Source organism: Streptomyces sp. CBMA29 (genome assembly GCF_014596445.1).
Classification (GTDB): Bacteria; Actinomycetota; Actinomycetes; order Streptomycetales; family Streptomycetaceae; genus Actinacidiphila.
In genome coordinates this window covers 1-25,072 of record NZ_MECL01000074.1, presented here as the reverse complement: position 1 = coordinate 25,072, position 25,072 = coordinate 1, and the positions used below count along the sequence as shown (strand labels likewise).

Annotated in this window: 22 protein-coding genes and 1 pseudogene; 3 read left to right on the top strand and 20 right to left on the bottom strand. The window is 72.5% G+C overall.

The window, feature by feature from the left end; translation table 11 throughout:
- Positions 1-25 precede the first annotated feature (25 nt).
- A complete protein-coding gene (locus BGM09_RS11335; RefSeq protein ID WP_188281382.1) occupies positions 26-1,510 on the top strand; it encodes a PucR family transcriptional regulator in 1,485 nt (494 codons plus the stop codon).
- 49 nt (positions 1,511-1,559) lie between these two features.
- Here the strand turns inward: BGM09_RS11335 and BGM09_RS11330 are convergent, their stop codons facing one another.
- The 9 genes from BGM09_RS11330 to BGM09_RS11290 all read right to left on the bottom strand — a co-directional run bounded on the left by BGM09_RS11330 (position 1,560) and on the right by BGM09_RS11290 (position 12,073).
- Positions 1,560-2,237 carry an FMN-binding negative transcriptional regulator gene (locus tag BGM09_RS11330; protein WP_188281381.1) on the bottom strand — a complete coding sequence of 226 codons (678 nt, stop codon included), beginning with the start codon at positions 2,235-2,237 and terminating at the stop codon, positions 1,560-1,562.
- Positions 2,230-3,096, bottom strand: coding sequence for an alpha/beta fold hydrolase (locus tag BGM09_RS11325; RefSeq protein ID WP_188281380.1), 867 nt, complete (start codon positions 3,094-3,096; stop codon positions 2,230-2,232). The genes BGM09_RS11330 and BGM09_RS11325 overlap by 8 nt, the downstream gene beginning before the upstream one ends.
- An 8-nt stretch (positions 3,097-3,104) precedes the next feature.
- Positions 3,105-4,589 (bottom strand): amidohydrolase, encoded by a 1,485-nt coding sequence (locus tag BGM09_RS11320; RefSeq protein WP_223186660.1) that lies wholly within the window; start codon positions 4,587-4,589, stop codon positions 3,105-3,107.
- A 40-nt stretch (positions 4,590-4,629) separates the two neighbouring features.
- Positions 4,630-5,562, bottom strand: coding sequence for an ABC transporter ATP-binding protein (locus tag BGM09_RS11315; protein WP_188281379.1), 933 nt, complete (start codon positions 5,560-5,562; stop codon positions 4,630-4,632).
- Positions 5,559-7,268, bottom strand: a complete 1,710-nt coding sequence (locus tag BGM09_RS11310) for a dipeptide/oligopeptide/nickel ABC transporter permease/ATP-binding protein (protein ID WP_188281378.1) — start codon at positions 7,266-7,268, stop codon at positions 5,559-5,561. Before BGM09_RS11310 ends, BGM09_RS11315 begins: the two co-directional genes overlap by 4 nt.
- 2 nt (positions 7,269-7,270) lie before the next feature.
- Entirely contained in the window at positions 7,271-8,311 is a 1,041-nt protein-coding gene (locus BGM09_RS11305; RefSeq protein WP_188281377.1) for an ABC transporter permease, read from the bottom strand.
- 4 nt (positions 8,312-8,315) lie between these two features.
- A complete protein-coding gene (locus tag BGM09_RS11300) occupies positions 8,316-9,923 on the bottom strand; it encodes an ABC transporter substrate-binding protein (protein WP_188281376.1) in 1,608 nt (535 codons plus the stop codon).
- A 343-nt stretch (positions 9,924-10,266) separates the two neighbouring features.
- Positions 10,267-11,061 (bottom strand): ABC transporter ATP-binding protein, encoded by a 795-nt coding sequence (locus tag BGM09_RS11295; protein ID WP_317452656.1) that lies wholly within the window; start codon positions 11,059-11,061, stop codon positions 10,267-10,269.
- A gap of 97 nt (positions 11,062-11,158) precedes the next feature.
- Positions 11,159-12,073 (bottom strand): ABC transporter permease, encoded by a 915-nt coding sequence (locus BGM09_RS11290; protein ID WP_188281375.1) that lies wholly within the window; start codon positions 12,071-12,073, stop codon positions 11,159-11,161.
- 143 nt (positions 12,074-12,216) lie between these two features.
- On the opposite strand from BGM09_RS11290, the gene BGM09_RS11285 reads away from it, so the two are divergent.
- Positions 12,217-12,855 carry a TetR/AcrR family transcriptional regulator gene (locus BGM09_RS11285; protein WP_188281374.1) on the top strand — a complete coding sequence of 213 codons (639 nt, stop codon included), beginning with the start codon at positions 12,217-12,219 and terminating at the stop codon, positions 12,853-12,855.
- Between the two features lie 691 nt (positions 12,856-13,546).
- On the opposite strand, the gene BGM09_RS11280 is transcribed toward BGM09_RS11285, so the two are convergent.
- The 9 genes from BGM09_RS11280 to infC form a co-directional block, all read right to left on the bottom strand.
- The gene (locus BGM09_RS11280) at positions 13,547-14,143 is read right to left on the bottom strand and encodes a hypothetical protein (RefSeq protein WP_188281373.1); all 597 of its coding nucleotides are present in this window, start codon (positions 14,141-14,143) and stop codon (positions 13,547-13,549) included.
- Between the two features lie 60 nt (positions 14,144-14,203).
- Positions 14,204-15,382, bottom strand: coding sequence for a PP2C family protein-serine/threonine phosphatase (locus BGM09_RS11275; protein WP_317452649.1), 1,179 nt, complete (start codon positions 15,380-15,382; stop codon positions 14,204-14,206).
- Positions 15,383-15,643: 261 nt separating this feature from the next.
- A complete protein-coding gene (pheT, locus tag BGM09_RS11270; RefSeq protein ID WP_188281372.1) occupies positions 15,644-18,187 on the bottom strand; it encodes a phenylalanine--tRNA ligase subunit beta in 2,544 nt (847 codons plus the stop codon).
- Positions 18,187-19,317, bottom strand: a complete 1,131-nt coding sequence (gene pheS / locus BGM09_RS11265) for a phenylalanine--tRNA ligase subunit alpha (protein ID WP_188281371.1) — start codon at positions 19,315-19,317, stop codon at positions 18,187-18,189. The genes pheT and pheS overlap by 1 nt, the downstream gene beginning before the upstream one ends.
- Positions 19,318-19,502: 185 nt before the next feature.
- Positions 19,503-20,726: an ATP-binding protein gene (locus BGM09_RS11260; RefSeq protein ID WP_188281370.1), complete on the bottom strand. Its 1,224-nt coding sequence runs from the start codon at positions 20,724-20,726 to the stop codon at positions 19,503-19,505.
- Positions 20,727-20,768: 42 nt separating this feature from the next.
- Positions 20,769-21,626, bottom strand: a complete 858-nt coding sequence (locus tag BGM09_RS11255; protein ID WP_188281369.1) for a TrmH family RNA methyltransferase — start codon at positions 21,624-21,626, stop codon at positions 20,769-20,771.
- Positions 21,627-21,732: 106 nt separating this feature from the next.
- On the bottom strand, positions 21,733-22,116 hold the full coding sequence (gene rplT, locus BGM09_RS11250; RefSeq protein WP_018564305.1) for a 50S ribosomal protein L20: 384 nt from the start codon (positions 22,114-22,116) through the stop codon (positions 21,733-21,735).
- A 98-nt stretch (positions 22,117-22,214) separates the two neighbouring features.
- The gene (gene rpmI, locus BGM09_RS11245; RefSeq protein WP_093739446.1) at positions 22,215-22,409 is read right to left on the bottom strand and encodes a 50S ribosomal protein L35; all 195 of its coding nucleotides are present in this window, start codon (positions 22,407-22,409) and stop codon (positions 22,215-22,217) included.
- Between the two features lie 110 nt (positions 22,410-22,519).
- Positions 22,520-23,200 carry a translation initiation factor IF-3 gene (gene infC, locus BGM09_RS11240; protein ID WP_188281416.1) on the bottom strand — a complete coding sequence of 227 codons (681 nt, stop codon included), beginning with the start codon at positions 23,198-23,200 and terminating at the stop codon, positions 22,520-22,522.
- A 382-nt stretch (positions 23,201-23,582) separates the two neighbouring features.
- Here infC and BGM09_RS11235 point away from each other — a divergent pair, with 382 nt between their 5' ends.
- On the top strand, positions 23,583-23,936 hold the full coding sequence (locus tag BGM09_RS11235) for a DUF1844 domain-containing protein (RefSeq protein ID WP_188281368.1): 354 nt from the start codon (positions 23,583-23,585) through the stop codon (positions 23,934-23,936).
- Between the two features lie 80 nt (positions 23,937-24,016).
- On the opposite strand, the gene BGM09_RS11230 is transcribed toward BGM09_RS11235, so the two are convergent.
- The gene (locus BGM09_RS11230; protein WP_188281367.1) at positions 24,017-24,775 is read right to left on the bottom strand and encodes an MIP family channel protein; all 759 of its coding nucleotides are present in this window, start codon (positions 24,773-24,775) and stop codon (positions 24,017-24,019) included.
- 118 nt (positions 24,776-24,893) lie between these two features.
- A pseudogene (locus BGM09_RS11225) lies at positions 24,894-25,072 on the bottom strand (SseB family protein); the annotation flags it as partial.

The window sequence follows — 25,072 nt, the reverse complement described above, 5'->3', positions numbered from 1 at the left end:
CAGAGAATCGCGTCATACTGTGCTGATGGCACAACTGACCGTCTCCGACCTCGCCGCCCAGGGCGACCGCCTCGGCATCCGGCACAGCGCCGGGCCCGCGGACGGGCGCGCCGTCGTACGGGTGGACGTCTCCCCGCTCGACCTGCTGGGCACCGTGCCCGCCGGAACCCTCGTCATCGTTCCGGGCACCGAGCACCCGCCGCCCTACCGGCTGGACGTGGCGCTGCGTCAGGCGAGCGCGCGCGAGGTCGCGGGGCTCGTGTTCACGACCGAGCTGACCCTGCCCGACACCGCCAGGGTGCTCGCCGACCGCGGTGGTGTGCCGGTCTTCGCCGCTCCCGACGCGCGGTCGGCGGATCTGGCCCTCGTGGTCGACCGGCTGCTGTCGGGCGGCGCGTCCGAGGCGATCATGCGGGCGACGCACGCCATCGAGAAGGCCACCGAGGCCGCGGCGGGGCCGGACGGGACGCCCGAGCACATCCTCGCCGAGGCCAACCGCATGCTCGGCTCGGAGCTCGCCCTGGTGGAGGACGCCTCCGTGACCTGGTCGGCGGCCGACGCGGTCTGCGTCGGCGAGGTGCCGATCGGGCGGCTCGTCGGGAACCGGTCGGACCCGGCGATGGCCATCGCCCTGCCCGTCGTCGCCTCGCTGCTGTCGCGGGCCGCCCAGCGCCAGATCAGCGACCGTTTCGCGCCCACCCAGTCGCGGGCGGACCTCATCGTCGAGCTGGTGCTCGCCGAGTCCCACCGGGTCGAGGGCTTCGTCGGCCAGGCCGCGATGCTCGGGCTCCCCCTCCAGCTCTCGCACGTCGCGGCCTGGCTGGTCCCGACCGGTCTCGACAACCCCGAGGCGCGGGCTCCGCGCAGCGTGCAGCCCGCGCTCGAGCTGTTCGCGCTCCAACTGGTCGACGGCCGGGACGAGATGTGGCATGTCGCGTTCGTCCAGGACGACCTGCTCCTGGTCAGCACGGAAGAGCACGGCGCGGGCGACCACCAGCGGCGGCTGCGGGAGGTGGCCGTCCGGCTCCAGGAGTACGCGCGCGGCCTGACCGGGCACGGGTGGGAGTACACACTCGGCCTCGGCACCCCGCAGACGGGCGCGGCGGGGCTGCGTTCGTCCGCCGCGGAGGCGCGGATCGCCGCCGGTTCCGCCATCGCGGCCGGGCGCCTCGGCAGCGTCGAACTGACAGACGTGACGGGCCTGCGCCGGGTGCTGCTCGACGTGTACGCCTCCCCGACCAGCCGCAGCCTGCTGGCGGACATCCTGCTGCCGCTGGACGCGCTCGGCCCCGAGCGGGCGCACATCTCGGTGCAGACGCTGCTCGCCTACCTGTCGCACCGCAACTCCCTGGCCCACGCGGGCCGCGAGCTGAATCTGCACCCCAACGCCGTCGGCTACCGGCTCAAGCGCGTCCGCGACACGCTCCAGCTCGATCTCGACGACCCGGACACGCGCTTCGCGGTCGAACTCGCCTGCCGGGTGCGGCTGCTCGGCGCCAGCCGCCGCTAGGGCGTGTCCGCAAAATCTCGTCTGGCTGGCGGCGCCGGGCACCGCGTTCTCACCGGCGCACGGCACGCATCCGGGCGGCCAGCCCGGGGTTCGCGTACGGGCCGTCCCCGTCGAGCGCCGCGAGGATGCGCACGACGACCGGTTCGGGCTTGTCCTGGCTCATCTTCTCCTTGGTGACCGCCCGGGTGACCCGCATCCGGAAGCCGACCGTGCCGTGCACGATGCGCTGCGCGTAGGCGGCGTTCTCCGCAGTGCCGCGCATCAGGAACGGGTTGGGCACGGGCGCCTCGAAGTGGGCCACGAGCCGGTCGAGCACGGCCAGATTCTCCTCGTCGGGGAGGATGTCGGGTACGCCGTACAGGTGCGCGGTGGCGAAGTTCCAGGTGGGTACGGCGGTGGGCAGGTCGTACCAGCTCGGCGAGATGTAGCCGCTGGGGCCGTAGACGACCACGCACAGCTCCTGGGTGCCGAGCCGGTGCAGCGCCTCGTCGGGGCGGCCGACATGGCTGACCAGCACCAGTTCGCCGGGGGCTGTGGAGTCTTCGGGGGCCCCGGACTCCCCGGGCTCCCCGGGCTCCTCGGGCTCCTCGATCAGGAAGGGGTAGTGCGAGACGACGGGCCCCGCGCCGTCAGCGCCGTTGGACACCATGGTCGCCCAGGGATGTCCGCGCAGCAGGTCCGCGGCCCAGGCGAGGCCGCCGCCGGTGTACTCGGGGGTCTCACGCATGGTCGCCGCGCTCCGCTCGCGCCGCCGTACGGGCGAACGCCCGGACGAAGTCGGGCCACAGCTCCCGCGGGATGTCGTGGCCCATCTCCTCATAGAGGTGCACCTCGGCCCGCGGCATGATCTCGGCGAAGGCCAGCGCGGCCCGCCAGTGCAGGGACTGGTCGCCGCGCCCGTGGATGACCAGCGTCGGCACCGTGACCTCGCACAGGTCGTCGCGGCGCTCCAACGGGCCGCGCAGCATGGCGTTCCACTGCCGCACCAGGCCGTCTGGCCGGTAGACCCGGTCGTAGTAGCGGGCGCCGAGGGCCGCCGACTCCTCGGCGTCGAAGGGGAAGCCCGGCGACTGGTAGCTCCGCTGGCCGCCGACGAACATCTCGATGTAGGCCGCCCGGCCGAGAAGTTCGGGCGCCCGCGACACCGGCTGACCGTCCCCGTGCGTCCCGACCAGGAACTCCGGCTCACTCGACGGCGAGGTCGACATCAGGCCGAGGCTCGCGACCCGTTCGGGGTGCTCGATCGCGACCAACTGCGCGATGTAGCCGCCCATCGACATACCGGCCAGGTGCGCACTGCCGATGCCGAGGTGGTCCAGGAGCGCGACGACGTCGTCGGCCATGTCGGAGAGGTCGTACGTGGCGGCGAACTCGTCGGGTCCGCCGGTCTGCTGGGAGAGCCCGACGTCGCGGTTGTCCGGGCGTACGACGAAGAAGCCCGCGTCGGCCAGCCGCGCCACGAATTCGTCGTGCCAGCCGATGAGCTGGGCGCCGCCGCCGTGCACGAGCACCAATGGCCGCCCGGCCGGGTCGCCGTCGGTCTCGTAGTGGACCTCGATGCCGGCGGGTGTGATGAGGGTGGGCATCGGATCTCCTACAGGTTCGTCCAGGTGGGCCGGCCGCCCAGCACGGTGGCGGCGACCGGCAGGGTGCGCAGCGCTTCGGCGTCCAGCTCCAGCGGGTCCTCGTCGAGGACGACGAGGTCGGCCGGGTCACCGGCCGTCACGTCCATCCGGCCGCGGGCGCTCGCGGACAGGGCCGCCTCGCGGGTGATCCGCTCGTCCGGGTGCCAGGGCTCGCGGCCGTCGCGGCTGCGCGAGACGGCGGCGCTGATCGCCACCCAGGGGTCGAGCGGCGAGACGGGCGCGTCGGAGCCGAGCGCGAGGATCGCCCCCGCGTCCAGCAGCGAGCGGAACGCGAACGCCCGGTCGCCGCGGCCCGCCCAGTGCGTGTCGGCGACGTCGCGGTCGTCCATGGCGTGCTCGGGCTGCACGCTCGCGACCAGGCCGAGCCGGCCGAAGCGGGCGAAGTCGGCGGCGGACACGAGCTGCGCGTGCTCGACGGTGCCCGGTATGCCCAGGCGCTCGAAGGCGTCGATCACCTGGGTGTTGGCGCGGTCGCCGATGGCGTGGACGGCCGCCGCGATGCCCGCCGCGTCCGCGCGGGCGAGCAGTTCCCCGACCCGCTCGGGTGCGACGGACTGCACTCCGCACGGGTGCGGGTGGTCGGCGGGCAGCCCCGGGTAGGGGTCCCAGCACAGCGCCGTACGGGTGTTGAGGGAGCCGTCGACCACGATCTTGAGCCGCCCCATGGTGATGAGCCCGCTCGGTTCGAGGACGTCGCCGGTCCGCAGGCCGCGCCCGATCGCGTCGTCGAGCCGGTCGGGCCACACCGACGCCTCCACGCGCAGCGCGGTCACTCCGGCGGCGACCCGCTCGGGCCAGAAGCGGGTGATGTCGGCGTTCTCGAAGTCCACGATCCCGACGACTCCCCTGGCCGCGGCGGCCTGCGCCGCGGCCCGGTGATCGGCCGCCTCGGGCCGGTGGTCGCGGTCGAGGACGTCGAGCGTGCCGATCCACTCGGTCTCGCGCAGCATGCCGTCCTCGGGCGGGCGCACGCCGAGGCGGCGCGCGGCGGCGGAGTTGATCCAGCCGCAGTGCAGGTCGCCGGAGACGAGCACCAGGCCGCGGTCGGCCGAGATCGCGTCGAGGGCGGCGAGGCTCGGGGCGTCGGGCCACAGCGCGTCCCGGAAGCCGTAGCCGACCAGGAGGTCGGACGCGGTGGCGGCCAGCGCCTCGCGCATGATCGTCGCCGCGTGCGCGGCGGACGCGGCCGGGGCGAGGTCGACCCGGCGGCTGCGGATGACCCACTGGTCGAAGTGGGTGTGCGCGTCCCACAGGCCGGGGCGCACGAAGCGCCCGTCGAGGTCGAGGGCCGCCGCCGACGGGAGTTCGCCGCCGGTCGGCGCGACGCTCGCGATCAGGCCGTCGCGCAGCACGAGGTCCCACTGACCCGTGGTGCGCGGGACGCGCGCGCGGCGCAGGACGAGGTCGGGCACGGAGCTCATGGGCGACCGCATCTCAGGTGTTCCTCCGGTTCTCAGGGGTCTTCAGGGGTCTTCAGGGTCGAGGGGTGCCGTCGAGGTCGAGGCTGGTGTCGAGGTCGGGGGTGCTCTCGCGTGCGGGAGCCTTGTCGAGGTCGGTGGTGTAGTCGAGGTCGGCAGCACTGTCGAGGTCGGGAGCACCGTCGAGGTCGGGAGCGCTGTCGAGGTCGTCGAGGTCGAGCGGCCTTCCCATGACGGGGATCGACCGCAGCAGTTCGCGGGTGTACGGATCGGCGGGGTCGGCGAGCACGGCGTCGGTGGGCCCGTGCTCGACGACGCGGCCGGCCCGCATGACGGTGACCTCGTCGCTCACGTAGCGCACCACGGCGAGGTTGTGCGAGATGAACAGCATGGTCAGGTCGAGTTCGCTCTGGAGCTCGCGCAGCAGATTCAGGACCACGCCCTGGACGCTGACGTCGAGCGCCGAGGTGATCTCGTCGGCGACGAGTACGGCGGGTTCGGCCGCCAGCGCCCGCGCGATGGTGATCCGTTGCCGCTGGCCGCCGGAGAAGCGGGCCGGTCGCTCCCCCGCCCGGGACGGGTCGATGTGGACGAGGTCGAGCAGTTCGCGGACCCGTGCCTCCCGGTCGGTCCGGTTGAGCCGCCGGCCGGTGGCGAGCAGGCCCTCGGCGACGGAGACGCCCACGGGCATCCGCGGGTCGAGCGCCGCGAGCGGGTCCTGGAAGACCATCTGCACCCGGCGGCGGGCCAGTTTGGCCTCGCGCGAGCGGCCGGTGAGGTCGACGCCGTCGAGACGTACGGTGCCCGCGTCGGCGCGCGCCAGCCCCACGGCGACCCGCGCCATGGTCGACTTGCCCGACCCCGACTCGCCGACGAGCCCGAGCGTCCGGCCGGAGCGGACGACGAGCGAGGCGTCGTCGACGGCCGTCCGGGCGGCCCGGCCGTGGCCGAAGCGCACCGTGACGTGGTCGAATTCGAGCGTGCTCACGCGGTCGCCTCCTCCTGTGCGGCGACGCCGACCACCGGCAGCGCGCGGGTCCTGTCGGTCGTCATGTCGGGCACGCAGGCGATCAGACCGCGCGTGTACGGGTGCCGCGCCTCGTCCAGCCGGCGCGCGTCCAGCCATTCGACCACCACGCCGTCCCGCATGACGCCGACGCGGTCGCAGAAGCCGCTCACCAGGGCGATGTCGTGGGAGATCAGCAGGATCGCGGCCCCGGTCCGCTCGCGGGCGTCGCGCAGCGCGCGCATCACCTGCCGCTGCACCGTCACGTCGAGCGCGGTCGTGGGCTCGTCGGCGATGATCAGCCGGGGGGTCCCCATCAGGCCCATCGCGATCATGGCGCGCTGTCGCATGCCGCCGGAGAACTCGTGGGGCAGCTGCCGGATCCGCCGTTCCGGCTCGGGGATACGTACCAGGGCGAGGGCGTCCAGGGCCCGCTTCGTCGCGGCGCCGCGTGCCACACCCGCGTGGATCTCGCTGGCCTCGGTGAGCTGCCGGCCGACGGTGAGGGCCGGGTTCAGCGAGGACAGCGGGTCCTGGAAGATCATCGCCTGTTCCAGGCCGAGCCTGCGGCGCTCGGCGGACCTGGGCCGGCGTTCCATGTCGATGCCGCGGAAGACCAGGCGTTCGCTCTCCACCAGCGCCTCGGGGCCGAGCAGTCCGGCCAGGGCCATGGCGGTGACCGACTTGCCGGAGCCCGACTCGCCGACGATGCCGACGACCTCCCCCGGCCCGATCGTCAGGTCCACGCCGTGCACCCGCTGGACCAGGGAACCGTCGTCGGCGCGGAAGGAGACCCGCAGGTTCTTCACCTCGGCGACGGCCTCGCCCTCGGCCGGGGTGACGCCCGCGCCGTCCGACCGGGGGCGTACGGCGTGCACGGTCCGGGCGCGGGACTGGCTGAGCACCTCGCCCAGCAGTGAGAACAGCACACCGGTGAGCACGATCGCGATGCCCGGACCGATCGCCGCCATCGGCGCCGAGTAGATGCGCTTGGAACCCTCGTTGAGCAGTCGTCCCCAGTCGTACTGCGTGGGCTGCACGCCCAGGCCGAGGAAGGACAGCGCGGCGAAGGAGAGCAGCGTGGCCGACGCGTGCGCGGCGATGTTGACGACCAGCGGCGGCAGGATGTTCGGCAGGACGTGCCGCCTCGCGGTGCGCAGCGGCGGGCTGCCGACCAGCCGCGCGGCGTGCACGTAGTCGGTGTTGGCGACCGACGAGGCGAGCGTGGAGACCAGGCGCGCGAAGACCGGGACGCCCGCGAAACCGATCGCGAACATCGCGCCGCGCGCCGTCGCGCCCCAGATGACGGAGAAGAACAGCGCGAGAAGCAGCCACGGGAAGGACAGCAGGATGTCGATGAAGGCGGTGACCAGGCGGCGCGGCGCGCGCGGCAGCACCGCCGCGACGACGCCGAGCACGACGCCGCCCGCGACGGAGACGGCCGCGGCGCCCAGGGTCAGCAGCACCGACAGGCGGGTGGCGACGACGGTGCGGGCGAACAGGTCGCGGCCGAGTTCGTCGGTGCCGAAGGGGTGGGCGAGGCTGACCGGCGCCTGGCGGCCCGCGATGTTCCGGGTGGTGGCCGCGTGGTCGAACACGAAGGGGCCGACGACCGCGGCGAGCACGACGAGCGTGAGACCGGCGAGTACGGCGATGCCCTGCGGGGTGAGGAGGGTACGGCGCAGCATGGTCATGCCTCCGCGATCGTCGAGCGCGGGTCCAGGATCGCGATGGCGAAGTCGATGACGAGGTTCGCCCCGAGGACGAGCAGCGCGTACACGAGCACGATCCCCTGGATCAGCGGGTAGTCCTTGGCCGTGATCGAGGAGACGATCGTGGACCCGATGCCGGGCACGGTGAACACCGTCTCCACGAGCACGGTGCCCGCGACGAGTCCGACGAGCACCACGCCGCCCGCGGTGAGGGCGGCGGTGACGATGTTGGGCAGCGCGTGCCGCAGGTACAGCAGTCGGCCGGGCAGCCGTTTGCTGCGCGCGGTGGTCAGGTACGGGGCGTCCAGCACGCGCAGCATCTCGATGTGCACGATCCGGGCCAGGTAGGCCAGCGGCCCGATGGCCAGCGCGAGCACGGGCAGCACCGCCTGGCTGGGCGTGCCCCATCCCGCGGGCGGGAAGAGCGGCAGGCCGACGCCGAGGGTCGCGATGAGCAGCACCGCGAGCAGGAAGTTCGGGATCGCGATGAGGACGCCGAGCAGCCCCGACAACCCCAGGTCGAGGAAGCGGCGGCGGCCGCTCCGGGCCGAGACCGCCGTAGCGACGCCGATCGGGAACGCGCCGACGACGGCGACGAGGAAGGAGATCACGGCCAGCAGGAGCGTGGTGGGCAGCCGCTCGCCGAGGATCTGGGAGACCGGTCGCTGCGAGGTGATCGACGTACCGAGGTCGCCGTGCAGCAGCGCGGTGACGTAGTGGGTGAACTGGGCCCACAGCGACTGGTCGAGGCCGAGTTGCTGCCGCAGCGCGTTCACCGTGGAGAGCGGGGCGGTGGGCCCCAGGGCCGCTCGTACCGGGTCGCCCGGCACGAGCTGGACCATGAAGAACGACGCCACCAGCACGACGGCGAACGAGATCGCCGCGCGACGCAGTCGTCGCAGGACGAATTCGAGCCTCGGCGATCCGGCCAGGAGCCGGGGGCGCCCGGCCCGAGCGGCGGCCGGTTCGGCCTGCTCGGGGGGCGCCGCGGTGGTGACCGCGTTCGAAGGGATCGTCATGCTGTCAGCCCAGCATGCGGATGGTCGTGGGCGAGATGCCCCACGGCACGTCGGCGGTGGCCTTGTTGAAGAAGGTCGGCGACGCGGTCTGCGCGAGGGGGTAGGCGTCGGCCCGGTCGATCAGTTCCTTCTCCGCGCTCTGCCACAGGTCGCACGCCGCCGTGGTGTCCTTGGCGGTCATCGCCTGCTTGGCCAGGTCGTTGTACGCGGGATTCTGCACGTCCATGAAGTTGTAGCCGCCCTTCTCGCTGGTGGCGCCGAGGAAGAACAGGCTGAGCGTGGAGGGCTTGTTGGGGGCGAGCTGGATGAAGCCGGTGTCCCAGTCGTAGGACTGGTAGAGGTCGGTGGACCAGCCGGTCGGGTCCTCGGCGACGAGCTTGGTGTCGACGCCGATCTCCTTCCATTCGGCCTGGATCTCCTCGGCGGCGGCGGAGTGGCTGGGCGTGCCCGCGTCGTACAGGAAGCGGATGGTCAGCGGCTTGCCGTCCTTGGAGCGCTTGCCGCCGGAGCCGGCCGTGTACCCGGCCTCGTCCAGCAGCGCGCCGGCCTTCGCCTTGTCGGTGGCGGGCAGCGTCCACTTCGGGCCGCCCTTGACGCACAGGAACGGCGCCTGGACGACCAGCGACTTCATCTCCTCGGGATGGCCGTTGGTGACGAGGTCGCCGACCGAGGAGCGGTCGAGGGCGAGGGTCAGCGCCTTGCGCACGCGCTCGTCGGAGGTCGGCCGGCTGGAGCGCTCGTTGAAGAGCATCTCGCCGATCGGGTTCGGCACGCCCTTGGAGGCGAGCTTGGCGGCCTGGAGGCGGTCGCGGTCGGTGCCCGCCACGGCTGCCGCGTTGAGTCCGCCGGACAGCAGCAGGTTGGCCGCCGTGGACTCGTCGGTCACGACCTTCCCGACGACCTTGTCGGGCAGTCCCTTGGTGCCGCTGGTGACGCCCTGGGGTCCCCAGGTGTAGTCGGTGCGCTTGGTGTAGACGTACTCGTTGCCCGCCTTGGCGGTGGTCAGGCGGAACAGCGCCGTGCCGTTGGTCGCGTTCTTCAGCGAGTCGGGCTTGTCGAGGCCGCCCTGGCAGACCATCTCGACCTCGCCCGTCATGCTGAGCAGGAACGGGTTGGCGGTCTTCGAGGTGATCGTGAGCTTGTCGCCCTCGGCCGTGGCCTTCATGTCGGCGGTGACGTCGGAGCCGTGCCAGAAGGTGCCGTGCTTGGCGTCCGCCTGGTAGGTGATGTTGTTCGCGGCCGTCGCGGCCGTGAACTCGCTGCCGTCGGAACAGGTGACGCCGTCCTTGAGGGTGTACGTCACGGAGGTGGGGGTCTGCGTCCAGCTCTTCGCGAGCCACGGCAGGGACTGGCCGTCCCCCGAGGTGTAGACGAGCGACTCGTAGGCGTAGGGCACGAGCTGGCGCTGCACGAGCGAGACTCCGGTGAGCGGCGAGAGGCTGCCCGGGTCGTCGTTGAGCCCGACGGTGAACGTGCCGCCGGAGACGTACGAGGCCGGGCCTGCGCTCGCCTTGGTGCCGGAGCCTGAGCCGGAACCGCAGGCGGCGAGCGTTACGGTCGCGACCGCACATGCCGCGACCGCGACGGACGGCTTGAGGTGCTTCCTGGTCATTGCTGACGTCCTTTGGTTCGACGCGGTGCGGGACGGGAGCCTGGTCGATGGGGCCGGGCGGCCCCGGGTACTCCGAGGCCCTGGGTCCGAGGCTAGAAAGCCCGGATACACCCGACAATGTGCCGACGACGCAGAGAATCGTGGCGCACTGTGCCGTGAACACAGTGGCCGGCACCACACCGGCTCGTGACCGCGAGCCGTCCGGGTGCCGGTGTCCCCGCACCCGCGCCGGGTACGGGCCGCTCGAAAGCCGCCCCGGCGCGGTGATCTCCCTGGAGACGATGCAGGAGCGGGCTCCGTACTTCAAGCCTTGAGAGCATCGACATGTGCCGCGACCAGCGGTTCAGCTGCCGCCGCTGTGCTCCTCGTAGGCGGCGACGACCTCTTCGGTCGGGCCGTCCATCAACAGCTCGCCCCTCTCCAGCCAGATCACGCGGTCGCAGGTGTCGCGGATGGAACTGTTGTTGTGACTGACGAGGAAGACGGTGCCCGCCTCCTTGCGCAGTTCCCTGATCCGGTCCTCCGAGCGCTTCTGGAAGGCGCGGTCGCCGGTGGCCAGCGCCTCGTCGATCATCAGCACGTCGTGGTTCTTGGCCGCCGCGATCGAGAAGCGCAGCCGGGCCGCCATGCCGGAGGAGTACGTCCGCATCGGCAGCGAGATGAAGTCGTCCTTCTCGTTGATCCCGGAGAACTCGACGATGCCCTCGTACCGCTCGCGCACCTCCTCCTGGGACATGCCCATGGCCAGGCCGCCGAGGATGACGTTGCGCTCGCCGGTCAGGTCGTTGAGCAGGGCGGCGTTGACGCCGAGCAGGGACGGCTGGCCGTCGGTGTAGACCCGGCCGCGGTCGGCGGGGAGCAGGCCCGCGATGGCCTTGAGCAGGGTGGACTTGCCCGAGCCGTTGGAGCCGATGATGCCGATCGCCTCACCGCGGTAGGCCGTGAAGGTGACGCCCTTGACCGCGTGCACGGTGTGGACGTTCGGCGAGGCCCTGCGGGAGACCAGCCGGTGCAGGGCGGAGGTCGCGTTGCCCCGGCCGGTGCCCGCGCCGTAGATCCGGTAGACGACGTGCAGTCCGTCGACGATGACGGTGGGCACCAGGGGGCGGACGAGGCGCGGGGCGACCTCGGGGGCGATCTTCGGGTCCAGGGCGGGAGCCAGCTCGGGGGCCAGGCCCCTGACGCTGTCAGGGACGGCGTTCAGCGCGGTCTCCTGCGTTGCCTCGTCCGTTGGTTCAGCCACGGCCGTACTCCTCCTCCGACGACCAGAAGAACGCGTACCCGGCGCACGCGGCCACCGCCGCCCAGCCGACCGCGAGCGGCCAGATGTGCGGCGGGAGCTGTTCGCGGGTGACGCTGTCGATCAGTGCGAAACGCATCAGACCGACATATACCAGGGCGGGGTTGACGTTGAGCATCATCGCGACGGCGTGCGGCGCGCCGACGGTGAACCGGGAGAGGTCGTAGAAGACGCCGGAGACGTACATCCAGGTCCGCAGGACGAAGGGCAGCACCTGGGCGAAGTCGGTGGTCCTGGCCCCGACGCGGGCCAGGCCCAGGGCCAGTCCCGCGTTGAAGAGCGACTGGAGGGCCAGCGCGGGGACGGCGAGCAGCCAGCGGGTGGTGACCGGGATGCCCTCGGCGACCACGATGACCGACAGGACGCCGAGCGAGAGCAGGAGCTGCCGGAGCTGGAGCAGGGTGGCGGCGATCGGCAGGCAGGCGCGGGGGAAGTGCAGGGCGCGGACGAGTCCGATGTTGTCGGTCAGCGAGCGGGCGCCGCCGAGGACGGCCGACTGGGTGAAGGTGAAGACGAAGACCCCGGTGCACAGGAACGGGATGTAGTCCGTGACGCCACGGCCCGCGCCGAGCAGCAGTCCGAAGATCAGGAAGTAGACGGCCGCGTTGAGCAGCGGGGTGAGCACCTGCCAGAGCTGGCCGAGGCGCGCGTCGCTGTAGAGGGCGGCCTGCCGGGCGGCGGCGAAGGTGGTGACGAAGTGGCGGCGGGCCCAGAGCTGCCGGGTGTACTCCACGATTCCGGGGCGGGCGCCGCTGACGTTCAGGCCGTGGGCGGCGGCGAGCGCGGCGGGCGGCAGGGGCGGCGGGGTGGCCGGAGGGCTTTCCGGAGGTGCGGCGAGGGCGACGGGCATGGGCGACAGCCTTCGTGTGACGGGTGTGGAGCAATGCGTACGCGACGACGGAACGGGCCCGTATCGTCGTCACGATCGACGGTAGAGCAGTCACGGGATGGAACGCAACCGTTCCGTCGCCACGTCGGGTTAGGATCGCTCGCATGACCGACTCCGCCGAGGCCGCTTCTCCGTCCACGACGACCGGCGGTCCGCGCCGCGCTCCGGCGGGCGCCGCCGTGCTGCGCGAGGACGTCACCGAGGCGATCCGGGCGGCCGTCTTCGCCGAGCTGGCCGCCGTCGGATACGGGCGCATGTCGATGGAGGGCATCGCCCGGCGCGCGGGGGTCGGCAAGGCCGCCGTGTACCGCCGGTGGCGCTCGAAGCTGCCGCTGGTCCTCGACATGGTGTCCGACGTCGCCGCGCGGGGCCTTCCCGTGCCCGACACCGGCACGTTGTACGGGGACGTCCGCGCCCTCCTCGACGTCAGCGCGCGGGCCCTGCGCCATCCGGTCGCGGCGCAGATCATCCCCGATCTGCTGGCCGAGGCCGCGCGCAGCCCCGAGCTGGCCGACACGCTGCGCACGGCGCTGCGCGACGCCCAGGGCGGTATCACCGTCGCCGTCATACGCCAGGCCGCCGCGCGCGGCGAGTTGTCCCCTACCGCCGATCCCGAGCTCGCCCTCGATCTGATCGCCGGTCCGCTCTACTGGCGCCTGGCCGTCATGCGCGCCGCCTGCTCCCGAGCGCAGCTCGACGCCCTGACCTCAGCCGTCGTCGCTGCGCTCCGGGCGTCCGTATAACCACCGGGCCTCCGGCCCGGACCCGCCACAGGATCTGCCCCCCCCGGGGCCGGTTTCCACGGCGCGCCACCACCGTGGCTGGCCGCGCAGTTCCCCGCGCCCCCAAAAACCCGGCCCACCCAGCCGAGCAACCACACGCCCGACGGGGCACGGGGAACCGCGCGAGCAACCGAAACGCACCACCAACCGACAAACACCCCGCCGGACCACGGCGCACGCCCAAAGGGGCGCGGGGAACTGCGCGAGCAACCGAAACGCACCACCAACCGACAAACACCCCGCCGGACCACGGCGCACGCCCAAAGGGGCGCGGGGAACTGCGCGAGCAACCGAAACGCACCACCAACCGACAAACACCCCGCCGGACCACGGCGCACGCCCAAAGGGGCGCGGGGAACTGCGCGAGCAACCGAAACGCACCACCAACCGACAAACACCCCGCCGGACCACGGCGCACGCCCAAAGGGGCGCGGGGAACTGCGCGAGCAACCGAAACGCACCACCAACCGGCGAACACCCCGCCGGACCACGGCGCACGCCGAAGGGGCGCGGGGAAACCGTCACCGGCGGGTGGTCGGGGGATGCGGCAACCGCCCCACCGGGGCCGGTGGTGACCGGCGGTCAGAGGGCGTCTCCGTGCGGGTGGTGACCGGCGGTCAAACGGCGTCCCCCTGCGGGTGGTGACCGGCGGTCAAACGGCGTTCCCGTGCGGGAGCAGCACGGTGTGGTGGGCGTGTTCGCCTGCCACGTCCGCGGTGGGGGCGGCGGCGATCACGAGGGTGCCCGCGGCGGCGACACCGCGGAGGCGGGCCCAGATCCGGTCCTCGGCCGGGACGGCGGCGTCGGCCGGGTCGACCAGGAGGACGTCCGGGGCCGGGATGAGGGCCAGGGCGACGGCCAGGAGAAGCTGGTCGCAGACCGCCAGGTGTTCGTAGCGGGCGCGGCGGGGGATGACGCCCGGCCGCTCCGGGTCGGGGTGGTCGGCCAGGGTGAGCCCGGCGGCGGCCAGGGCTTCGTGGATGCGCCGGGCGCCGACGCGCAGACCCGCGTGGACGGCCGCCAGGTCGAGGAGTTCACCGACGCGGTCGTACGGGTCGGGGGCCCCGGCTCCGTACACCCGCGCCACGCCGGTCCTGCGCCCGCCCGGCCGCAACCCGCGCCCGAGCGCGACCAGCATCGCGGTGCGGTCGGGGCCCGCGGGGCCGATGACGGCCAGGAGTTCCGCGGCCGATACGGCGGCGGGCGCGACGCCGGGTGCGGGGGCGCTGTGCCCGGTCACTGTCACCACGCCGTCCCCTTCCTTCGTAGAGGCGAGCAATCCGCCCATATCTACCAAGGAAGGGGGCGTTCAGCGGCGCGGCACTCCGGAGAGCGCCGCCGTACGCGGCCGGGCCGCCGACCGTACGCCGTCCCGTACGAGCACCAGCAGTGCCACGTCGTCGGCGGGGCGGTCGTCGGCGTGCCGCAGGACGGCGGCGCGCAGGTCCGCGGCGACGGCGCGGCCGGACAGCGGGGCGCCGGGGCCCGCGTCGGCCGCGGCGGCCAACGCGGCGGCCAGGGCATCGGCCAGGGCGTCGGCCAGCGGGAAGAACGCGCCCTCGGCGTCCCGCGCGTCCTGCATGCCGTCGGTGCAGAGCAACAGCCCGTCGCCGGGCGGCACATGACCCGTGGCGGCCGGTGCGGCCGTCCGCGCCGGGTCGAACAGGCCCAGCGGCGGCAGAGGTTCGCCGATCGGCAGCGGACCGGGCGCCGCGTCGAGCAGATACGGCTGCGGGTGGCCGCAGTTGACGATCCGGTAGGCGCCGTCGTCGGCGAGCTCGACGAGTTGGAGAGTGGCGAATTCCTCGGCGACCGGATCCTGCGGCGGGACACCGCCCGCCGCCGGATGCTCGCCGCGGGTCCGCTCCCGCAGATGGCGTCGCAGGGACCCGTCCAACCGCCGCAGCACGCCCGACAGTTCCGGTTCCTGATAGGCGGCCTCGCGGAAACTGCCGAGCAGCGCGGCGACCATGCCGATCGCGGGCAGGCCGTGGCCGCGCGCGTCCCCGATGAGCGCGCGCACCCCGAACGGCGTGGCCAGCACCTCGTAGAAGTCGCCGCCCACGTGGGCGCCCCGGCTGGCCGACACGTACTCCCCCGCCACCGTCCAGCCGCCCGCTCTGCGCGGCAACGGCCGCAGCAGCACCTGCTGGGCGGCGACGGCGATCTCCCGCGTACGGTCCAGCTCGTCGCAGAGCAGCGAGCGGCGGCGGGCGGTCCACATCGCCGCGGCTATCACCGCGACCACGGTGGCCGCGGCGCCGAGCACCGGGCCGAAGCCGTCGAAGGCGTCGTCGGCCAGCTCCGCGCCCAGCACGCCGAGCGCCAGCAGCCCGCTGCCGAACACCCAGCGCCGCCGGGCGCCCGCCGCGCCGGCCACCGCGGGTGTCACGGCGAGGGCGGGCAGCACGTCGGCGCCCTCGGACAACTGCCAGGTGAGCACACCCATCACCGCCACCCACACGGCGGGTACCAGCGCCCACGGCACCCTTCGCAGCGCACGGACTGCCCGGTTTCGGATCATCCGCCCGGCTCCCCCCAGAAGCCGCGGTCGCGGCAGCGTCGGAGTCGCGGCCCGCATGCCCGGCTCCCGCATCCCGACCGATTCTGGCCATTCCCCGCGCACAAGTGGCCCGCCGAACGGGGTAATCACTCGAAAGAGCGACGAAACCCCCAAGCGCTCCCCAAAAGACGAGGGGGACCGCCCCGGTACGTCCGGGACGGCCCCCCTCTCGGGTCCTGCACGCCGTCAGGCGCCGCGCAGCACCGCCCCGGTGAGGGCGTGGGCGCCGGCGACCGCCGCGTCACGCGCCGCCGTGGTCTCCTCGGCCGTCAATGTGCGGTCGGGGGCCCGGAAGCGCAGCGCGTACGCGAGGGACTTGCGGCCCTCGCCGATCTGCTCGCCGGTGAAGATGTCGAACAGCCGGAGCGATTCGAGGAGTTCACCGGCGCCGTCGCGCAGCGCGCGCTCGACGTCGGCGGCCGGGACCGAGGAGTCGACGACGAGCGCCACGTCCTGGGTCGCCACCGGGAAGGTGGACACCCTCGGCCCGGTGGGCCGGTCACCGCCCGCGCGCTCGACCTGGTCCGTGTCCAGTTCCATCGCGCAGGTCCGCTCGGGCAGGCCGAGCGCCTTGGTGACCCGCGGGTGCAGCTCCCCCGCGTTGCCCACCAGCGTCTCCTGACCGTCGACCACCGCGTACAGCGCGGCGCAGCGGCCCGGGTGGTAGGGGGCGTGCTGGTCCTGGCGGACGGTCAGCTCGACCCCGGCCTCGCGGGCCACGGTACGGGCCGCCTCGACCGCGTCGGCCCAGGTCGCCGCGTGTCCGGCGCCCCACCAGCCGGTACGGTCGCGGGCGCCGGAGAGCACGACGGCGACCCGTCGGGGCTGGTCCGGCAGCGCCTCCTGGAGCTGGGCGATCTCCGCGTCCGTCGGTCGGCGGTCCACCGCGAGGCGCGGCGGCGCCTTCTCCGCACCGGTCGGCCGGAAGACCAGACCGGTCTCGAAGAGCGCCAGGTCGTGCGTGCCACGGCCCAGATTGCGCCGCAGCGTGGCCAGCAGACCGGGCAGCAGCGTCGTGCGCAGACCGGGCTCGGTGTCCGAGAGCGGGTTGGCGACGGTCACCGTGCGGCGGCGCGGGTCGTCCGCGTCGAGCCCCAGGTGGTCGAAGACCTCGGCGCTGACGAAGGGGTAGCTCGGCGCCTCCACGTATCCGGCGCCGGCCAGGGCCCGGCCGACCCGGCGGCGCAGGAGCTGCGACTCGGTCAGCCCGCGCCCGGCGGGCGGCTTGGGCAGCGTCGACGGCAGATTCTCGTAGCCTTCGAGCCGGATGACCTCTTCCGCGAGGTCGTTGGGGAAGGCCAGGTCGGGGCGCCAGCTCGGCACGGTGACGATCAGCTCGTCGCTGCCGTAGACGTCGCAGCCGATCTCCTGGAGGCGGCGGACGACGGTCTCGCGGCCGTACTCGGTGCCCGCGACGCGGTCCGGGTGGTCGGCGGCCATCGCGACGGTGCGCGGGGCCGACGGCGAGACGACCTCGGTGACGCCGGGGTCGGCGGTGCCGCCCGCGAGGCCCGTCAGCAGGTCGACCGCGCGCTGGGCCGCGGCCGAGGTGGCCTGCGGGTCGCTGCCGCGCTCGAACCGCTTGGACGCCTCGGAGCCGAGCTTGTGGCGGCGCGCGGTGCGGGCGATGGTGATCGGCGCGAAGTGCGCGGCCTCGATGACGATCTCGGTGGTGCCGGTGACGACGCCGGTCTCCGGGTCGGTGGCGGGCGCGGCGATCTCGGTGTTCGCGCCGCCCATCACGCCCGCGAGGCCGATCGCCCCGGAGTCGTCCGTGATGACCAGGTCCTCGGAGTCCAGCGTGCGCTCGACGTCGTCCAGCGTCGTCAGCTTCTCGCCGGGCAGCGCCCGGCGCACCCCGATCGGCCCTTCGACCCGCGAGCGGTCGTAGGCGTGCAGGGGCTGGCCCAGCTCGAACATCACGTAGTTGGTGATGTCCACGGCCAGCGAGATCGACCGCATGCCGACCTTCTGGAGCCTGCGCTGGAGCCAGATCGGCGACCGTGCCTCGGGGTCGAGACCGGTGACCGTACGGGCGGTGAAACGGTCGCAGCCGACCGGGTCGGCGACCTTGACCGGGTAGCCGAACGCGTTGGGCGCGGGCACGTCGATCAGCGCCGGGTCGCGCAGCGAGACGCCGTACGCGATGGCCGCCTCGCGGGCGACACCGCGCATCGACAGCGCGTAGCCGCGGTCCGGGGTGACGGCGATGTCCAGTACCTCGTCGAGCAGTTCGAGCAGCTCGATGGCGTCGGTGCCCACCTCGTGCTCGGGCGGCAGCACGATGATGCCCTCGCCCCCCAGGGAACTGGACGCTGTGTCGCCCATGCCCAGCTCCTGCGCGGAGCAGATCATGCCGTGCGAGACATGGCCGTACGTCGTGCGCGCGGCGATCGCGAAGTCGCCGGGCAGCACGGCGCCGGGCAGCACCACGACGACCTTGTCGCCGACCGCGAAGTTACGGGCGCCGCAGACGATCTCCTGCGGCTCGCCGTTCCCGTTGGCGTCGCCGACGTCGACCGTGCAGAAGCGGATCGGCTTCTTGAAGCCCTCCAGCTCCTCGATGGTCAGCACCTTGCCGACGACCAGCGGGCCCTTGAGCCCGGCGCCGAGCTGTTCGACGGTCTCGACTTCGAGACCGGCGGAAATGAGCTTGGCCTGGACGTCGCGGCCGGTCTCACCGGCGGGCAGTTCGACGTACTCCCGCAGCCAAGAAAGCGGGACCCGCATCAGATCTCCATCCCGAACGGAAGGGTGAAGCGCACATCACCCTCGACGATGTCTCGCATGTCCTCGACGCTGTGGCGGAACATCAGCATCCGCTCGATGCCGAAGCCGAACGCGAAACCGCTGTACTTCTCCGGGTCGACGCCGCAGGCGGTGAGCACCCTGGGGTTGACGACACCGCAGCCGCCCAGCTCGATCCAGCCCTCGGAGGAGCAGGTGCGGCAGGGGCGGTCGGGGTTCCCGACCGAGTCGCCGCGGCAGACGTAGCAGAGCATGTCCATCTCGGCGGACGGCTCGGTGAACGGGAAGTGGTTGGGCCGCAGGCGGGTCGTCATGCCCTCGCCGAACAGCGAGACCACCATGTGGTCGAGGGTGCCCTTGAGGTCCGCCATGGTCAGGCCCTCGTCCACGGCGAGCAGTTCGACCTGCGCGAAGACCGGGGTGTGGGTGGCGTCCAGCTCGTCGGAGCGGTAGACGCGGCCCGGCGCGATCACGTAGACGGGCAGCTCGCGCTCCAGCAGGGCGCGGATCTGCACCGGAGAGGTGTGGGTACGCAGGACGACGCCGGACTCGCCGCTGCCGCCGGGGCCTTCGGGGCCCTCGACGAAGAAGGTGTCCTGGGTCTCGCGGGCCGGGTGGTCGGGCGGGAAGTTGAGGGCGTCGAAGTTGAACCACTCGCTCTCGACCTCGGGGCCCTCGGCGACCTCGTAGCCCATGGCCACGAAGATGTCCTCGATGCGCTCGGAGAGCGTGGTGAGCGGGTGCCGCGCGCCGGCCGGCCGCCGGTCGTAGGGCAGCGTGACGTCCACGGCCTCCTCGACCAGCACGCGGGCGTCGCGCTCCGCCTCCAGCTCGCTCTGCCGGGCGGCCAGCGCCTTGTTGACCGCGCCGCGCGCCTGGCCGACGCGCTTGCCCGCCTCCGCCTTGGCCTGCGGCGGCAGCGCGCCGATCTCGCGGTTGGCGAGCGCCAGCGGCGAGGCGCCGCCGGTGTGCGCGGTCTTCGCGTGCGCGAGCGCGTCGAGGTCGGTGGCGGCGGCGACGGCGGCCAGCGCCGCGTCACGCATCCGCTCGATCTCCTCCGGCTTCAACGCCTCGACCTCCACAGGGTCGTACGACTTGTTCGGTGCCGACATCTTTTCCCGTTCCGCAGTGGATGGTGGTGGGGCGCCTCCCAGGACGGAGTCTCCGAGTGGAGGCTCTGCCCGACCGGACACATACCGAAGCCCGATTCTACCGGCGCCGCGTGGACCGCCTGATCACGCCCGTCGGGGGTCCGCCAGGACGACATCCCCGGCGGACGCTCTGCCCGCGCGGCCGGTCAGGCCATGAAAGCGGGTGCCCCGACGGGCAGAATAAATCGGAACTGGGCGCCGCCGCCGGGGGCCCTGCCCACCGAGATGGCGCCGCCGTGCGCCTCGACGATGCCCTTGACGATGTAGAGCCCGAGACCGGTGCCGCCGCGCTTGCTGCCCCGCCAGAAGCGGGTGAAGACGCGGCCCATCGACTCCTCCGGAATGCCGGGTCCCTCGTCGCTCACGGTCACCGCTGTGCCGGTGCAGCTCCGCTCCTGCGCGGAGAACGAGGGCTCTACGTCGATGGTGACAGTCCCCTCGCCGTGCCGCACCGCGTTTTCCAGCAGATTGCCGAGGACCTGGTCGACCTTGTCGGGGTCGGCCCACAGCGCGGGCAGCGGCTGGGTGACCCGCACCTGGAAGCGGTCGGCCCGCTGGCCCGCGGCGACATGGCCGTCCACGTGCCGCTGCACGGCCGCCGCCATGTCCACCGGCTGGCGGCGCACTTCCAGGCGGCCGGAGTCGATCCGGGAGATGTCGAGGAGTTCCGCGATCAGCCGGGTGACGCGGTTGGCGTCGGCGTCGACGGTCTCCAGCATGAGCTTCTTCTGGTCGTCGGTGAAGCGCTCCCACTTGGCGAGCAGGGTCGCGGTGAAGCCCTTGACCGAGGTGAGCGGCGAGCGCAGTTCGTGCGCGACGGTGGCGATCAGTTCTGCGTGGCTGCGTTCGGTACGGCGGCGCGCCTCGGTACCGCGCAGCGAGACCACCAGACGGCGCACCGGTCCCGTGGGGTATTCGCGCACGTAGCGGGCGGCGACCAGCACTTCGCGTCCGCCGGGCAGCAGCAGATTGCGTTCCGGCTGGCCGACCCTGATGGCCAGGCCGCCGTACGGGTCGGTGAGCGCCCACCAGCGGCGGCCTTCGAGGTCTTCCAGCGGCAGCGCGCGCTCGACGGACCTGCCGAGCACGTCGCGCGGATGCAGGGCGGTGATCCGGGCGGCGGCGGCGTTGAAGGCGATCACCCGGCCGCGCTCGTCGGCGACCACCAGGCCGTCGGGGAGGTCGTCCGGGTCCAGGCCCAGGGAGTCGACGCCGAACGGTTCCGTGCCGCGCGGGCGGGCGGCGCGTGCCGCGGTGTCCCGCGGTTCCGCTTCGTGGCCCGCGGAGCTCGGTGTCCGCGGTCCCGCGGACCGCGCGGTCCGGCCCAGGACGGCGCTGCGCGCCTCGTCCTCTGGCACCGTCACATCCATCCCCGCCACTCCCCTTTCAGGGCCCCCCGGGCCGCCACCCTACTAGGTGGATGTGACGCTGCGGCACCCTCCGGCCGCGCGCTGCGCCCGCGCGGAGGCGTAGAGGCAGACGGCGGCGGCCGTCGCGAGGTTGAGGCTTTCGGCGCGGCCGTGGATCGGGACGCGGACGACCTCGTCGGCGAGCGCCCGGGTCTCCTCGGGCAGGCCCCACGCCTCGTTGCCGAAGATCCAGGCGGTGGGGCCGTTCATGGTGCCCTCGTCCAGTTCGGCGTCCAGGTCCCGCCCGCCCGCGCCGTCCGCGGCCACCACCCGTACCCCGGCGGCCCGCAGTCCTGCCACGGCGGTGTCGACGGGCACGCCGACGGCCACCGGCAGGTGGAACAGGCTCCCCGCGGAGGCACGTACGGCCTTGGGGTTGTACGGGTCCACGGACGCGTCGGTGAGCACCACCGCGTCGGCGCCCGCGGCGTCGGCGCAGCGCAGCACCGTACCGGCGTTGCCGGGGTCGCGGACGTTGGCCAGGACGGCGACGAGCCGGGGCCTGGCGCGCAGGATCTCCTCGAAGGGCGAGTCGAGGAAGCGGCACACACCGACCAGGCCCTGCGGGGTGACGGTGTCAGAGATCTCCGCCATCACCTCGGGGGTCGCGGTCAGTACGGGCGCGCCGACGGTACGGGCGGCGGCCACGATGTCGGCGTGCCGCTCGGCGGCCTCCGGGGTGGCGTACAGCTCGACCAGTGTCCTGCCGCCCTCGGTGCCGGGGTGCGCGATGGCCTCCCGCACGGCCTGCGGTCCCTCGGCCAGGAAGCGGCGCTCCTTGCCGCGGAAGCTGCGCTTGGCCAGCCGGTGCGCGTCGGTGACGCGCGTCGAACGCAACGAGGTCAGCTCGGGGGCTGGCATGGGTGACTCGCCTTCCGGATACGGGGGAAGCGGGCATGGCACAGGCCCGCAGGGGAGAACCACCCGCGGGCCCGGAACCGTACCGTGAACAGGGCGCGTGTCGGCGTCAGGCCGCCTTGGGCGCGTTCACGTCGGAAGGCAGCGCCTTCTGGGCGACCTCGACCAGCGCCGCGAAGGCGTTCGCGTCGTTGACGGCCAGCTCGGCGAGGATCTTGCGGTCCACCTCGACGTTGGCGGCCTTCAGACCCTGGATGAAGCGGTTGTAGGTGATGCCGTTGGCGCGGGCAGCGGCGTTGATCCGCTGGATCCAGAGCTGACGGAAGTCGCCCTTGCGCTTCTTGCGGTCGTTGTAGTTGTAGACCAGGGAGTGGGTGACCTGCTCCTTGGCCTTGCGGTACAGGCGCGAACGCTGACCGCGGTAACCGCTGGCCTGCTCGAGGATTGCCCGGCGCTTCTTCTGGGCGTTGACTGCCCGCTTGACGCGTGCCACTTGATAACTCCTTCTAGGGGACCGCGGTGATGCTCACACGGTCCGAAAGCGAATGAGGTCCCGGATCGGAACGGCATGCCCCCGTCGGGGCACCGCCGTCACTTGCCGAGAAGCTTCTTGATCTTCTTGACGTCCGACTTGGCGACCTCGACGGTGCCGGTGAGGGCGCGCGTCTTGCTGGACGGCTTGTGCTCAAGCAGGTGGCGCTTGCCGGCGCGCTCGCGCAGCACCTTGCCGGAGCCGGTGATCTTGAAGCGCTTGCTCGCACCGCTGTGCGTCTTGTTCTTCGGCATGGCGCCGTAGTCTCCTCGTCGCTGGCCCTCCCGTCCGCCGGTGGGCGCACGGAGAGCGTCAGTCCTGCATTACGGCCCGGAGCCGGAGGCTCCGGGGTGTTCGTCTCGTCTCAGGCGTCGGCCTGGGCCTCGTCCGGCACCTCGACGTCGTCGTGGGACACGGCCTCGTCGTGGGACACGGCCTCGTCGTGGGACACGTCGTCGTCGGCCGGGGCCTCACCCAGGCGGCTGGCCTTGCGGGCGGCCTGCGCCTCGCGGGCCTCGGCCATTGCCTCGGTCTTCTTCTTGTGCGGACCGAGGACCATGATCATGTTCCGGCCGTCCTGCTTCGGGTTCGACTCGATGAAGCCGAGCTCCTGGACGTCCTCCGCGAGCCGCTGCAGCAGCCGGTAACCCAGCTCCGGCCGGGACTGCTCGCGACCACGGAACATGATCGTGATCTTGACCTTGTCACCCTGCTTGAGGAACCGGACGACGTGACCCTTTTTGGTGTCGTAGTCGTGCGGGTCGATCTTCGGCCGGAGCTTCATCTCCTTGATGACCGTGTGCGCCTGGTTCTTGCGCGCCTCACGGGCCTTCATGGCCGACTCGTACTTGAACTTCCCGTAGTCCATGAGCTTGCACACGGGCGGACGGGCGGTCGCCGCGACCTCGACCAGGTCGAGGTCGTACTCCTGCGCAAGCTCCAGGGCCTTCGCAAGCGGCACGATGCCGACCTGCTCGCCGCTGGGACCGACAAGTCGAACCTCGGGAACGCGAATCCGGTCGTTGATGCGGGGCTCGGCGCTGATGGGGCCTCCTCGGTTGCACCACGCGGCTGACTGGCCGACAGCCGCGCATGAGTCTGTGTGGTTCTTCCGACCCCGTACCCAAGGCGCAAAAAACGCCCCGTACGGTACACAGGCGGGGCTCCTCACAACCGGGGAGCACCGCCGCGTTATTCCGCGGGGCGCATCGGACGGTGCCCGGTGGCGTCATGCTGACCGGAAACCGTCTGACCGGGGACCCGTCGGCCGAAAGGCCGACCAGGTGGGAGATCGGAGCCTCCACTTGATGGCCGAGACACTCGTACGTCCCACGTAAGACATACGCGTATCCGGCCGGTCGTTCTCCCACCATACCAAAGGCTGACCGAAGCCCGTAATCCGCCGGACGGGGCATATCGTGTGCGGCATGAGCGACGAGCAACAGACCCCGGACTTCGACAGCCTCACCCGCGACATCGCGGATGTGCCCGCCGTCGAGGTGATCACCACGGTCGCGGTGCACCTGATGAGCGCCGCCGCGGTGAATCTGGGGCTGGCCGAGGAGGGCCCGCAGCACAAGGACCTGGACGAGGCCCGCAAGCTCATCCAGGCGCTGGCCGGTCTGGTGACGGCGAGTGCCACCGAGATCAGCTCCTTCCACGCGGCCCCGCTGCGGGACGGGCTCAAGTCGCTCCAGCTCGCCTTCCGCGAGGCGTCGCTGGTCCCGGACGAGCCGGGCCAGGGGCCCGGCGAGAAGTACACGGGACCCGTCTACGTCTGAACCTCTGTCGCCGAGACGCCAGGGGCTGAAAGGCCAACGCGGCCAACGCGGCCGGTGTGGCTGGTGTGGCCGCCGGGACCTCATGACGCCTCGGTCGCGCCGTTCCCCTTGTCGGCCAGCGCCTCGTCGACGGCGGCGGCCCTGGCGGCCTTGGCGGCGACCAGCGCCGGGTGGGTGACCTGGTGGACCAGCGCGGCGAGCGCGCCGCCGATCAGCGGGGCCACGATGAACAGCCAGAGCTGCGAGAGCGCCGGGCTGCCCGCGAAGAGCGCGGGGCCCAGGCTCCGCGCCGGGTTCACCGACGTGCCGGTCAGCGGGATGCCGACCAGGTGGATGACGGCGAGCGCCATACCGATGGGCAGGCCGTCGAAGCCGACCACCGCGACCCGGTGGGTCACCGCGAGCACCACGAAGACCAGCAGGAAGGTCAGCACCACCTCGGCGATGAAGGCACCCGCGGTGTTGATGCCGACCGCGGACCGGTAGCCGTACCCGTTGGTGCCGAAGGCGCCGTGCGTCTTGAGACCGGGCACCTGCTTGGCGACCAGCAGCAGCAGCGCGGCGCCCGCGATGGCGCCGAGGAACTGCGCGATCCAGTACTCGACGGCGGTGCGTACGGTGATCCGCTTGGCGACCAGCATGCCCAGCGTGACGGCCGGGTTGACGTGGCAGCCCGATATGGGACCGAAGGTGTAGGCCAGCGCGAGCAGGACGAAGCCGAAGGCCAGCGCGATACCGAGGGTGCCGATGTACTCGCCGGACAGCACCGCCGCCCCCACCGCGAAGAAGACCAGCAGGAGCGTACCGAGGAATTCGCAGGTGACTGTTCGCTTGTCCATCGGACCTCCTTGTGACGAGCAGTCTGCTCACGTCATTCTCGGCCTTGCTGATGAAATCCACATCTCGGGACATTCAGGCCATTGAGGATGGTCCGCCCGAGGGCCGGGAACGGTGTGCTCAGCGCACGAACAGCGGCTCGCCCGGCAGCGCGGCGCCCGGCGGCAGCAGCGCCAGGTCGAGGCCGCGCACCAGGCCCGCCCGCAGCACCTCGTCGGCGGCCAGCGCGGCGGCGATCCTGCGCCCGGTCTCCTGGACGTCGGCGTCCGGCGCCAGCACCAGGCCGAGCGTGCCGTCGC